General features: G+C 74.7%; 9 protein-coding genes and 1 pseudogene. 7 read left to right on the forward strand and 3 right to left on the reverse strand.

Going from position 1 to position 12943, the window contains the following annotated elements:
* Window positions 1-29: 29 nt before the first annotated feature.
* Complete coding sequence (locus PV796_RS04665; protein WP_274911615.1) at window positions 30-2825, reverse strand: sensor histidine kinase; 2796 nt, start codon at window positions 2823-2825, stop codon at window positions 30-32.
* A 215-nt stretch (window positions 2826-3040) separates the two neighbouring features.
* On the opposite strand from PV796_RS04665, the gene PV796_RS04670 reads away from it, so the two are divergent.
* Entirely contained in the window at window positions 3041-3886 is an 846-nt protein-coding gene (locus PV796_RS04670) for an alpha/beta fold hydrolase (protein ID WP_274911616.1), read from the forward strand.
* Window positions 3887-3995: 109 nt separating this feature from the next.
* Here the strand turns inward: PV796_RS04670 and PV796_RS04675 are convergent, their stop codons facing one another.
* Window positions 3996-6134 carry an ArnT family glycosyltransferase gene (locus PV796_RS04675; RefSeq protein ID WP_274911618.1) on the reverse strand — a complete coding sequence of 713 codons (2139 nt, stop codon included), beginning with the start codon at window positions 6132-6134 and terminating at the stop codon, window positions 3996-3998.
* A 228-nt stretch (window positions 6135-6362) separates the two neighbouring features.
* Between PV796_RS04675 and PV796_RS04680 the strand changes: the two genes are divergently transcribed.
* Window positions 6363-6812: an SRPBCC family protein gene (locus tag PV796_RS04680; RefSeq protein ID WP_274911620.1), complete on the forward strand. Its 450-nt coding sequence runs from the start codon at window positions 6363-6365 to the stop codon at window positions 6810-6812.
* A 180-nt stretch (window positions 6813-6992) separates the two neighbouring features.
* Window positions 6993-7892, forward strand: a complete 900-nt coding sequence (locus PV796_RS04685; RefSeq protein ID WP_274911621.1) for an RNA polymerase sigma factor SigF — start codon at window positions 6993-6995, stop codon at window positions 7890-7892.
* 12 nt (window positions 7893-7904) lie between these two features.
* Here PV796_RS04685 and PV796_RS04690 read toward each other — a convergent pair whose 3' ends face one another.
* Entirely contained in the window at window positions 7905-9278 is a 1374-nt protein-coding gene (locus PV796_RS04690) for a cryptochrome/photolyase family protein (RefSeq protein ID WP_274911622.1), read from the reverse strand.
* Window positions 9279-9487: 209 nt separating this feature from the next.
* On the opposite strand from PV796_RS04690, the gene PV796_RS04695 reads away from it, so the two are divergent.
* From PV796_RS04695 to PV796_RS04710, 4 genes and pseudogenes are all read left to right on the forward strand, one after another.
* Window positions 9488-10285 (forward strand): DeoR/GlpR family DNA-binding transcription regulator, encoded by a 798-nt coding sequence (locus tag PV796_RS04695; protein ID WP_274911623.1) that lies wholly within the window; start codon window positions 9488-9490, stop codon window positions 10283-10285.
* A 59-nt stretch (window positions 10286-10344) separates the two neighbouring features.
* Entirely contained in the window at window positions 10345-11343 is a 999-nt protein-coding gene (locus PV796_RS04700; RefSeq protein WP_274911624.1) for a zinc-dependent alcohol dehydrogenase family protein, read from the forward strand.
* A 43-nt stretch (window positions 11344-11386) separates the two neighbouring features.
* Window positions 11387-12787, forward strand: a complete 1401-nt coding sequence (xylB, locus tag PV796_RS04705; protein WP_274911625.1) for a xylulokinase — start codon at window positions 11387-11389, stop codon at window positions 12785-12787.
* An 18-nt stretch (window positions 12788-12805) separates the two neighbouring features.
* Window positions 12806-12904: pseudogene (locus PV796_RS04710) on the forward strand (winged helix-turn-helix transcriptional regulator); the annotation flags it as partial.
* Window positions 12905-12943: the final 39 nt, after the last annotated feature.

The raw sequence follows: 12943 nt of genomic DNA on the forward strand, positions 1-12943 counted from the left end.
CGGTCCGACCCCGATCCGTCGGACCGGCCCTAACGGCCGCCCGCCTCGCCCCCGTTCACCCCCGCCACGGGTGCCGCCGCCACCGACGGAGGTGGCACCGACCGCGGTGCCACCGCCCCGGGCGTCCCGGGGCCCGCCGGAACCGGAACGCCCGCATCGGCAACGCCCGTCTCGACGACAGCCCCCTCAACGACGCCCGCCTCCCCCACGCCCGCCTCCGGAACGTCCACTTCCGGGGCCGCCGGCAGGGAGACGACCATGGTGAGCCCGCCGCCGGGGGTCTCCTCCGGGGTCAGTGTGCCGCCCATCGCCTCCGTGAGACCACGGGAGAGCGCCAGGCCGAGCCCGAGGCCGGTGGTGTTGTCGGTGTCGCCGAGCCGCTGGAACGGCTCGAACGCCCGCTCCCGGTCGTCGAGTTGGATGCCGGGCCCGCGGTCGATGATCCGCAGCTCGACGCGGCCGGCGAGCGTGCTGGCGCCGATCGTGACCGGCCGGCCGGCGGGCGAGTGACGGACCGCGTTGGACACCAGGTTGGCGATGACCCGCTCCAACAGGGGCGGATCCGCAAGCACATCGGGGGCGCGCTCCAGCCCGTGGGACACCACCCGCCCGGGCGCCTGCGGCGGCGATCCGGGCAGGGTGTCCAGCGCGACGGGCAGCACCTCGGTGAACGCGACGGGTTCCAGGTGCAGGGTCAGCGCCCCGGCCTGGAGTCTGCTCAGGTCCAGCAGGTTGTCGACCAGGCGGCTGAGCTTGGCGAGGGATTCCTCGGCGGTGGCGAGGAGTTCCTCGCGGTCCTCCGGCGAGAAGTCCACCTCGCGGCTGCGCAACGAGCTGATCGCCGCCCAGCTTCCGGCCAGCGGTGTGCGCAGGTCGTGGCCCACCGCGGCGAGCAGCGCGGTGCGCATCCGGTTGGCGGCCTTGACCGGTTCGACCTCGGCGGCGGCCTCGGCGAGCCGGGCCCGCTCGACGGCCGCGGTCAGATGCGCGGCGAAGGCGGTGAGCACCCGGTGTTCGGAGGCCGGCAGGCGGCGCCCGATCAGCACCAGCACACTGTCGTTCCCTATGGGGACCTCGGTCCGATGGTCCACACCCGGGTCGCCGGCGGCGCCCACGGCATGCACCACCGCGCCGACGCCCCCGCCGGCGCCGTCCCCGTCCGCCACCGGCCGCCACGGCTCCGACGCGTCCGCGCGCGGCCGCAGTTCGATGCGGTCCATGCCGAAGGTCTCGCGGGTGCGCTCCAACAGCTCGGGCACCGCCCGGTCCCCGCGCAGGATGCCGCCGGCCAACGAGGTCAGCGTCTCGGCCTCCGCGGTCGCCCGGGCCGCCCGCCGCCCCAGGCGCAGCGAACGGTCCACGATGGCGGCGACGGTCACCGCGACGGTGGTGAACGCGGCCTGCGCGACCACGATGTTGGCCTCGGCGAAGGTGAACTCGCCGATCGGCGGGATGAAGTAGTAGTTCAGCAACAGCGACGTCGTCACCGAGGCGAGCAGCGCGGAGACCACCCCGCCGATGCAGGCCACGCCCAGCACCGTCAGCAGGAACAGCAGCGCCTCGCTGGTGAGGTTGAGCGACAGCGGGGCCGAGACGCCGCGCAGCACCAGCGTCAGCAGGACGGGCAGCACGAGTCCGACGATCGGGCCGGCCACCCGGCGGGTGCGCGGCAGGCCGCTGCCGGGGATGACCCAGGTGCGGCCGTGGCCGACGTACTCGTGACTGACGGTGTGGACATCGATCTCCCCGGACCGTTCGACGACGGTCTCCCCCACGCCGCGCGGGGCCAACAGCCGCCGCAGCCGGCCGCGGCGGCTGGCGCCGACGACGAGTTGGGTGGCGTTCTGGGCGCTGGCGAAGTCCAGCAGCGCGGCCGGGACGTCGTCGCCGACCACCGCGTGGTAGGTGCCGCCCAGGCTCTCGGTGAGCCGCCGTTGGCCGGCCAGCGCGGCGGGCGAGGCGCCGGCCAGGCCGTCGCTGCGGGTGATGTGGACGGCCAGCAGGTCGCCGGCGGAGCGGTCCACGATCCGGGCGGCGCGGCGGATCAGGGTGGTGCCCTCCGGCCCGCCGGTGAGCGCCACCACCACCCGCTCGCGGGTCTCCCACACCGGCCCGATCCGGTGCTCGTTGCGATACTTCCGCAGCGCCTCGTCCACCCGGCCCGCGACCCACAGCAGCGCCAACTCCCGCAGGGCGCTGAGGTTTCCCAGCCGGAAGTAGTGCGAGAGCGCGGCGTCGACCTTCTCCGGCGGGTAGATGTTGCCGTGCGCCATCCGGCGCCGCAGGCCCTCGGCCGGCAGGTCGACCAGCTCGATCTGGTCGGCGCGGCGCACCACTTCGTCGGGCACGGTCTCGTACTGCGGCACTCCGGTGATCTTCTCCACGACGTCGGTGAGTGACTCCAGGTGTTGGATGTTGAGGGTGGCCACCACGTCGATGCCGGCGCCGAGCAACTCCTCGATGTCCTGCCAGCGCTTGGTGTTCCGGCAGCCGGGCGGGTTGGTGTGGGCCAGTTCGTCGATGAGCACCACCTCGGGGCGCCGCTTGAGCACCTGGTCCAGGTCGAGTTCGGTGAACTCCACACCGCGGTGCCGGCGGACCGTCCGCGGCAGCAGGGTCAGCCCCTGGAGCATCGCCTCGGTGGCGGGCCGGCCGTGGCTCTCGGCGAAGGCCACCACCACGTCCGTGCCGCGCACGGTCCGCCGACGTCCCTCGTCCAACATCCGGTAGGTCTTGCCCACCCCGGGGGCGGCCCCGAGAAAGACCTTCAGCCGGCCGGGACACCGCCGCCCCGGCCCCCTGGTCCCCTCGCTGCCCCACTTCATGACGCACTCCCTTCCGGTACGACAGCGCGCCGGGCGGCGCCGCGGGAAGTGCCTCCCCGCGGTCTGTCACCGGCCGGCGCGCGGACCTCTTCTTCCGGGTCCTGCGAGCATCGTCACCGCCCGCCCGCGCGAACCACGCCGCGCGGCCCGGACGTTGACGCAACTCTGACCCGGCGGGACGGCGGAAGATCGGACCGGCGGGCGATACTCGACGGATGACCTCCCTCTACCGCAGCGCATCGGGCCGGGAGCGCGTCCGGCGCTGGTGCCTGGACCAACTGGATGCCTGGCCGGTGCCGCACGAGCGGACGACGGTCACCGCCCGGGGAGCCCTGACCCACGTGGTGACGGCCGGCTCCGGCGCCACGACGGTGGTGTGCGTGCCGGGCACCAACTTCTGCGCCGCCGCGTGCCTGCCGCTGGCCACGGCCCTGGTATCGGCGGGCCACCGGGTCATCCTCCTCGACGTCCCGGGGCAACCCGGTCTGAGCACGGGCGAACGGGGGCTCGCCGGCGGCCGGTTGGCGTGGTACGGCGCCTGGCTGGACGAGACGCTCGACGAGCTCGCCGCCGGCCCGGTGACGGTGCTGGGCCACTCCTTCGGCGCCGCCATCGCGCTGTCCGCCGCCTCCTGGTCCGTCGACCAACTCGTGCTGCTCTCCCCCGGTGGGCTGACCCGACTGCGCCTGACGCCCGGCGTGTTGGCCGCCTCCGCCGCCTGGTTCTTCCGCCCCGCGCCCCGGCACAGCGACCGGCTGCTGCGCACCATGCACGCGCCCGGCCACCGCCCGCGCCCGGAACTGGTGGAGTGGATGACCCTGGTGGCCCGGCACACCCGCTCCGGCGGCGCGCCGGGCCTGGCCACCCTGCCCGCGCGCCCGGTGCCGCGCCGGGTCGTCACCGGCGCGCACGACACCTTCCTCCCGCCGCGCCGCCTCGGCCCCGCGGTGCGCATCGCCCTCGACACGGACCTGGAGGTCCTCCCGGACGCCGGCCACCTGCTGCTGGACGAGCAACCCGCCTATGCCGCCTCGCTGGTGGACGAACCGGTCGGCGGGTAGGCACCCGTCCGCGGGTGGCGGGGTGCCGGGTGCCTGGTGCCTGGTCGCGCCGGTCCGGACCGGCCGACTACGGGTCTCGCGGGACGTCCGGTCGACGCGGAGCGGCCGGTCAGCCCCGCGCGCCCGGTCCCGCCCCGGCGGACGCCGGCGTACACCGGTAGAGCCGGTACGCCTGCCCCGGGACGGGGGTGCAATGCCCGCGCACCCAGGGGCCGATGGCGCGGCCCGGGTCGGTCGCCGGGCCGCCGAGGACGACGTACCGCAGTTGCCCGGTGGCGACGAGGTGTCGGAAGCCGGCGGCGGTGGGCGTGGGCGCGGTGCCGGTGAAGCCGCCCATGGGGAGCACCGGGGCGCCGGCGTGCAGGATGTACGGGGAGGCGGTGCGCCAACTGGTCGTGGCGAACAGGAAGGCGGCGCCGTCCCGGTGGGCGCGGGCGTAGTCGAGGAGCCGCCGCTGGGCGGGGCTGAGCGCCGTCCCGTCGTAGGCCCGGTCGGCGGCCTGGTGACCCTTGTGGCCGCTCTTGCCGGACGGCTTCGGGTGATGGGCCACGGCGCGGTGCCGGTTGACCACGGGCCCGGTGGAGCCCATGCCGGAGTGGCCGTAGGCGGGGTCGAGGACCGACGACGCCCAGGCGGCGGACGGCAGGAGCATGGCCACCAGCCCGGCGCCGAGACCGACGAGCGCCGTCCGCCGCCGGGCCGTTCGGCCGCCGGTGCGGGCGACGGGCCCGGCGTCAACGGCCGCCCCGGAGCCGGCCGTTGCCCCGGACCCAGCGGCCGGTCCGCCGTCGACGGCCACCCGCGAACGGGCGGCCGAGCGCCCCCGCGCCAACAGTGCCAGGGCGGCCACCGCCAGGGCGACCGCCGCCGGCGCCAGCCACGGCAGGAAGTCCGGGAACAGCTCCGCTATCGCCGCCGACCAGGCCACCGTGCCCACCACGGCGGTCGGCAACGCCCAGGCCCGCGACCGGCCGCCGCGCAGCCAGCCGCGCCAGAACTGCACCGTCCCGGCGCCGAACAGCGCCGCCAACGGGACGGCCAGCACGCCCAGATAGTAGGTATGGCCGCCGATCGCCCCGGCGCTGAACACCAGGAAGTACGTGACCAGCCACACCCCCCACAGCACGAAGCCGGCCCGCAGCGGATCCGTCCGCGGCCGGCCCCGCCGCCACACCAGCCCGCACACGGTGGCGAGCGCCGCGGTCGGGTAGAGCCAGCCGATCTGCGAAACGATCGACGGGGCGAACATCTTGACCCACTGCGCGGCGGTCGGCCGGGTGTGGCCGGTCGGTGGCGCCGGGGCGGTGCCGGCCATGGTCGACACCGCGACGCTCCCGGTGTCCGCGGCGTTGACGTGGAGGTTGGAGAAGCGGTTGACGAAGTTGTAGCCGACGACCTGGCTGACCGCCGAGTTGTTGGTCGTCCCGTCGACGAACGGGCGGTCCTGGGCGGGGGTGAACGTCACCAGCAACACCCACGACGCGGACGCCGCCAGGCACAGCGCGCCCGCCGCGGACAGGTGCGCCAGCCGCCGCCGGAGCGTGGCCGGCGCGGAGAGCAGGTAGAGCAGGCATAGCGCCGGCAGCACCGCCCACGCCTCCAACATCTTCGCCTGGAAGCCCAGGCCGACCCAGGCACCGGCCGCCAGCAGCGGACGCAGCCGCGCCTCGCGGGCCGCGCGCAGTGCGGCCTCGGCGGCCAGCAGGACGCAGAGGGTGAACGCCGGGTCCTCGACCTCGGTGCGGAACAGGCCGGCGACCGCCGGGGTGAGCGCGAAGGCGCCCGCCGCCAGCAGCGCCGCGTTCTCGCCCGCCCAGCGCCGGACCGCGCGGTGCAGGATCGCGACGCTGAGCACGCCCTCGATCACCTGCGGGAGGGTCAACGCCCAGGGGTGGAAGCCGAAGATCCGCACGGAGAGCGCCTGCGGCCACAGGAAGCCCGGCAGTTTGTCGATGGTGATGGAGTTGCCGGGGTCGAAGGAGCCGAAGAGGAATCCCCACCAGCTCTCCGACATGCTGCGGGCGGTCTCGGAGTAGAACGCGTGGAACGCGCTGTGTTGGATGTCCCAGGCGAACAGCACCGCGGCCACCACGAGGATCGCCAGCAGCACCGGCCTGGCGTGCGCCGGCCGCGGCTCCGGGGCCGGCCGCGCCGCCCTGGCCCGCGCCAGCAGCCGGCCGGCGCCCGCGGGCCCGGTCGGCGCGGCTATCGCCGGGGGTGCGCTCCTCGCTGAGGTGGTGCTGGCCATGGACGGTCCTCCCTGGTGGAACTCACCGGTCGGTGTGCCAGATGACCGTCCGGCCGGCGCGGCTCCGCCCGCCGCCGACTGTTCAGCGGACGTTCAGCTCGCGGGCCGCCCGTTCAACTCCTCAGCCCGCGGTTCACCCCGCGGTCCGACGGGCCCGGCGCCCCAACTCCCCCAGCCGGACAAAACGCCCCTTGCCGCCCTTCTCTCCCCTTCCACTACATTCCCCCCATGACCAACGAACCGCTGCGCTTCCCCGACCTCGCCGCCCGTCCGCACCAGCTCTCCGTCGACCGCCTGATGAGCGCGCCGCCCGCCGCGCTGTACCGGGCCTGGACCGAGCGGTTCGACGGGTGGTTCGCGGCCCCCGGCTCGGTGTTGATGACGGGCCGGGTGAACACGCCGTTCTTCTTCGAGACCGAACACGAGGGGAACCGCCACCCGCACTACGGCCGTTTCCTGCGGCTCGATCCGGACCGGCTGGTGCAGCTCACCTGGGTCACGGGCGACGGCGGCACGCGGGGCGCGGAGACCGTGGTCACCGTCGAGCTCGCCGCCGAGGGCACCGGGACCCGACTGCGGCTCTCGCACGCCGGTTTCGCCGACGAGGCGGCGCGCGACCGGCACCAGCAGGCGTGGCCGCACGTCCTGGAGCAGCTCGACCGGCGCACCGCGCCCTGATCCGGCCCGGGCCGTCGATCGACCCGCTGGCCGAAATCGTTCGCGCACCACACCAGTTGACGCCAAGTCAAGATCCAGGACGCCAAAAGAAGGATCCGAAGACGGATCCGACGTTTTGACTCGCGAACGAAGGGCAGGCGCGCCTTACCAGACCATGATCCAAATTATGGGAGGGCAGTTATGGCGACGGCAGTGACCACGCACCCCGGAACGCGACATGGCCAGGGTCGCCCCCAGGGACACCGGACCGTCCGCTCCGGTACCGGCGGACTGCCGCACGTCCCGGACGCGTCCAAGGTCGCACCGAAGGACGCCAAGGCGCTGTCGCGGCCGTTCTTCGCGCGGATGGCGGCGCTGGAGGAGGGCACCCACGAGTACCAGTACGTGCGCAACACCCTCGTCGAGATGAACCTCTCCCTGGTCCGGTACTCCGCCGCGCGGTTCCGCAACCGCGGCGGGGACCCCGGGGAGATGGAGGACATCGTCCAGGTCGGCACCATCGGGTTGATCAAGGCCATCGACCGCTTCGACCCGTCCCGCGAGGTCGAGTTCACCACCTTCGCGGTGCCGTACATCGTGGGCGAGATCAAGCGGTTCTTCCGGGACGCCACCTGGGCGGTCCATGTGCCGCGCCGTTTACAGGAGTTGCGGATCGAGATCGCACAGGCCAAGGAGCGCCTGTTCGCCCGCCTCGACCGGGACCCCACCGTCGCCGAGCTCGCCGCACACCTCGGGCGCTCCGAGGAGGAGGTGATCGACGGCCTGATCGCCGGCAACGGCTACACCGCGGGCTCGCTGGACCAGCCCACCGACCCGGCCGAGGACGAGGCGACCCACTCCCTCGCCGATGCCCTGGGCGACGAGGACCCGCGGCTCCAACTCGCCGAGGATCTCCATGCGTTGACGCCCCTGGTGCAGAAGCTGGACCGCCGCGACCGCCGGATCCTGGCCCTGCGGTTCGTTCAGGAGAAGACCCAGTCGGAGATCGGCCAGGAGCTCGGCGTCTCCCAGATGCACGTCTCGCGCCTGCTCGCCCGGATCCTGGCCAAACTGCGGACGGGGCTGGTCGACCAGCCCTGACGCCGCCGACCGTCAGGCCCGGCCGCGGGCCCGCTTGAACCTGGCCAGCCCGTCGGCCAGTTGGACCAGGGGCGCGGGGTAGTCGTAGCCGGCGCGCTCATGCTCTGGCAGCCGCCACGGCTCGTGGACGGCGGGTGCGGCGAGCCCGGCGAGCTCGGGGACCCAGCGGCGGACGTACGCGCCGTCCGGGTCGTACCGCCTGGCCTGGAGGAGCGGGTTGAGCACGCGGTTGGGTCGGGTGTCGGTGCCGGTGCCGGCCACCCACTGCCAGTTGAGCTGGTTGTTGGCGAGGTCGCCGTCCACCAGCAGGTCGAGGAAGTGCCGGGCGCCCACCCGCCAGTCCACGTAGAGGGTCTTGGTGAGGAAGCTGGCGGTGAGCAGCCGGCCGCGGTTGTGCATCCAGCCCTCGTACCGCAGTTGGCGCATGGCCGCGTCGACCACCGGATAACCGGTGCGTCCCGCCTCCCAGTCGGCGATGTCGTCGGCGGCCGATTCCGCGGTGCGCCAGTGGTCGTGCCGGGTGCGGTAGTCGGCGGTGGACGCGTCGGGGCGGGCGGCCAGGACCTGGTGGTGGAAGTCCCGCCAGGCGAGCTGCCGGACGAACGCCTCGGCGCCGGGGCCGCCGCGCTCGCGCGCCCGATGGACCAGTTCGACGGGCGAGAGGGTGCCGAAGTGCAGGTGCGGGGAGAGCCGCGAGGTGGCGTCGCCGGCGAGGTCGTCGTGGCGGTCGGCGTAGTCCGCCGCCCCACCGCGCAGCCAGGCGGTCAGTCGCTTCCGGCCCGCCGCCTCGCCGCCTGCCGCCAGCCCCGCCGAGACCCCGGACACCCCTCGGGACGTCGGGATGTCCCGGGAGCCGAGGTGTGCGGGGACCGGAACGTCGCGGGGCGCCGCCAGGACGTCGCGCAGCCGCTGCCGGGACCAGTGCCGGAAGTAGGGCGTGAAGACCGCGAAGTGGTCCGAGGCCGCCGGGGTGAGCGCGCCGGGCGGGACCACGGTGAGTACCGCGTCGTGGACGCGGAGCCGGCGCCCCTCGGCCGTCAGCGCGCGGCGCAGCCGCTCCTCGCGGTGCGCGGCGTAACCGCTGACGCCGGCCGCCAGATGCACCTCGACGGCGTCCGCCTCGGTGGCGACCCGGCACACCTGGTCGACGACGTCCCCGGCCCGGACCACCAGGCGGCCGCCGCGGTCGCGCAGCCCGGCGTCGAGCTGCGTCAGGCAATCGGCGAGGAACGCCCGGCGGTTGGGCGCGGCGAACCCGGCCGCGGCGATGCCCTCGTCGAGGACGAACAGCGGGACCACCGCGTCGGCGGAACGCAGGGCCGCGCGCAGCGGTGGATGGTCGTGCAGCCGCAGGTCGGAGGTGTAGAGGACGACGGCGACGGTCATGCGTCAACTCCCTTGCTCAGTAGTGGCGTCGCTGCGCACGCCGCCGGGCCACCCCCGCACCCATCACAGCGGCTCCGCGGGCCCGCTCGGCCGCGCCACGCCGCCGGGCCCGCACTCCAGAACCCCAGGACTTCACACAAAGTGTGTGATGTTCTAGGGTGAGCGCACTGCGCGACGGGCGCCGGGAGACGAAAAGGGGTGCACCCGCGATGGGGACGAGCCGTGGCTCCGAGGCCGAGGTGGAGGAGCGTCGGCAGGCGGTGCTGCGCCTGGTGGCGCGGGAGGGCGAGATCCGCATCGCCGCGCTCGCCGAGCGGATGCGGGTCAGTCTGATGACCATGCACCGCGACCTGGACAGCCTCCACCAGCGGCAACTGCTGCGGAAGGGCCGGGGGGTGGCCACCGCCTTCCCCGACGTCACCATGGAGAGCGCGCTGCGCTTCCGGGAGCACGCCAACGCCGACATCAAGGCCGCGCTGGCGGACGCCCTGGTGGCCGAGGTGTCGCCGGGCGACACGGTGCTGCTCGACTGCGGCTCCACGCTCTTCCCGCTGGCCCGCCGGCTCGCCGCCGTCGACGGGGTCCGGGTGATCACCAACTCGCTGCGGATCACCGCCCTGTTGGCCGGCACTCCGGTCGAGGTCACGGTGCTCGGCGACCGCTACTACGAGGACTTCGCCTCCTGCGCCGGCCCGCAGGCCCGGCGCCAGCTCCACGACCTGCGCGCCGACGTCGCCTTCGTCACCGCCACGTCGGTCCGCCACGGCCGGCTGTTCCACCCGGTGCGCGCCTACGCCGAGTCCAAGCACGCCTACCTCCGGGCCGCCGACCGGGCCGTACTCGCCGTCGACCACAGCAAGTTCGGCCGCACGGCAACGCATCCGTACGGCGACGCCGGCGGCTACGACCTGATGGTCACGGACACCGCGACCCCGGCGGCGGAGCTCCGGGCCGTCCGGGACCTCGGCGTCGAGGTCCGCACGGTGACCCCCGCCCCCCGCGCCTGAGCCGGGCACCACCCCGACCCAGCCCCAGGCCCCACCTTCCCCGAGAAAGGCCCCCTCCCATGCGTGCCGTCGTCATCCACACCCCCGGGCACTACGAGGTCACCACCGTCCCCGACCCGGTCCCGGGCCCGGGCGAGGTCGTCGTCGCGCCCGCCGCGGTCGGGATCTGCGGGACCGATGTGCACATCGTCGAGGGGGAGTTCGCGCCCACGCCGTATCCGATCGTGCCCGGCCACGAGTTCACCGGTGAGGTCGTGGCACTGGGGGCCGGGGTGACCGCAGTGCGCACCGGGGAGCGGGTGGCCGTCGACCCGTCGCTGTTCTGCGGCGCCTGTCACTACTGTGCCAACGGCCGCGGCAACCTGTGCGAGAACTGGGGCGCGATCGGCGACACCGTGGACGGCGCGATGGCCGAGTACGTCAAGGTCCCGGCCGCCAACTGCTACCGGCTGCCGGAGGGCGTCGACCTCGCGCAGGGCACCCTGATCGAGCCGCTGTCCTGCGCGGTGCGCGGCTTCGACGTGCTGCCGCGCCGGCTCGGCGACCACTACCTCATCTACGGGGCCGGCACCATGGGCCTGATGATGCTCCAACTCGCCCGGGCCGCCGGCGCGGCGTCCCTCTCCGTCGTCGACCTCAACACCGACCGGCTGCGGATCGCCGAGCGGCTGGGCGCGGACGCCACCGCGGTCAGCGCCGCGGAACTGGACCGTCCGCAGGGCTGGGAGACCGTCATCGACTGCACCGGCGTCATCCCGGTCATCGAGGACGGGCTCGGCCGGGTCCGGCGCGGCGGAACCTTCCAGCAGTTCGGCGTCGCGCCGTCCGCCGCGACCGCGTCCTTCTCGCCGTTCCGCGTCTACAACGACGAGATCACCATCGTCGGGTCGATGGCCGTGCTGCACACCTTCGGGCGGGCCGTGGACCTGATGGCGAAGGGCGTCATCGACGCCGACACGATGCTCACCCACAGCTATGACCTGGCCGAGTTCGGCGCCGCCCTGGAGACGTTCCGCAGCGGCTCCGGGCGCAAGATCCAGCTCCGCCCGCAGCGCTGAACTCCCCTCCCTCCCCCTCCCGTTGCCCGGAGGCGACACCGTCATGCCCACCGTTGCCGGGGTGGACTCCTCCACCCAGTCCTGCAAGGTCGTCGTCTGCGACGCCGACACCGGGAAGGTGCTCCACCGGGGGCGCGCCGCCCACCCCGAGGGCACCGAGGTCCCGCCCGAGGCATGGTGGCGGGCGCTTCGGGCCGCGGGCGGGGGCCTGTTGGAGCAGGTGGACGCGGTCGCGGTGGCGGGCCAGCAGCACGGGCTGGTGGCCCTGGACACCGACGGCCGGCCGGTGCGCGACGCGCTGCTGTGGAACGACACCCGCTCGGCACGGGCAGCCGCGGACCTCGTCGCGGAGCTCGGCGGGCCGCAGGCGTGGGCCACGGCGGTCGGCACCGTGCCGGTCGCCGCGCTGACGGTCGCCAAGCTGCGCTGGCTGGCCGAACACGAACCGCGCCACGCGGCCCGCACCGCACGGGTGTTGCTGCCCCACGACTGGCTGACCTGGCGACTGTGCGGCGGGCCCGGCAGCGACACCGAACCGGTCACCGACCGCGGCGACGCCTCCGGCACCGGCTACTGGTCCCCGGCCGACGGCGACTACCGGCGCGACCTGCTCGCCCTCGCCCTCGGCGGCCACACCCCCCAACTCCCGCGCGTCCTGGGCCCGTACGAGACGGCCGGCCGCACCCCGCACGGCGCCCTGGTGGCGGCCGGGACCGGCGACAACATGGGGGCCGCCCTGGGCCTGGGCCTCGGGCCGGGCGATGTGGTGGTCTCCCTGGGCACCAGCGGCACCGCGTTCGGCCGCTCCGCGCGGCCCACCGCCGACCCCACCGGCGCCGTCGCCGGTTACGCGGACGCCACCGGCCACTTCCTGCCCCTGGTGTGCACCCTCAACGCCGCCCGGGTGCTGGGCTCCACGGCCCGGATGCTCGGCGTCGGCCTCGACGACCTGGACCGTCTGGCCCGGGCCGCCGAACCGGGCTCCGGCGGCCTGGTACTGCTCCCCTACTTCGGCGGCGAACGCACCCCCAACCTGCCCGAGGCGGCCGGGAGTCTGCAGGGGCTGCGGCACGACAACGCGACCCCGCCGAACCTCGCCCGCGCGGCCGTCGAGGGGATGCTCGGCAACATGGCCGAGGCGCTGGACCAACTCCGCGCCCAGGACGTCGAGGCCCGCCGGGTCCTGATCATCGGCGGGGCGGCCAGGTCGCCGGTGGTCGGCGAGATCGCCGCCGGGATCTTCGGCATGCCGGTGACCGTGCCCGAACCCGAGGAGTACGTGGCCCTCGGCGCCGCCCGCCAGGCCGCCTGGGCGCTGGCCGGCACCGCCGAACCGCCGCCCTGGCCGGTCGCCGCCGCCCGCGAGGTGCCCGCCCCGGCCGACCCCTCGCCGGGGCACCGGATCCGCGCGACGTACGCGGCGACCCGGGCGGCGCTGTACTGAGCGGGCCGCGGGCGCGGCACCGAGTACTCCCTGACCGACTTCGGGCGCGAGCTCGCCGAGGTCCTGGCGCCCCTCGACGCCTGGGGGCACCGCCGCCTGGCGCGGAGCGCTTCCTGACGTGGCGTCATTCTTGCGCTCCCCTCCGTTCCCGCCGGG

Origin of the sequence: Streptomyces sp. WZ-12 (assembly GCF_028898845.1) — a bacterium.
Classification (GTDB): Bacteria; Actinomycetota; Actinomycetes; order Streptomycetales; family Streptomycetaceae; genus Streptomyces.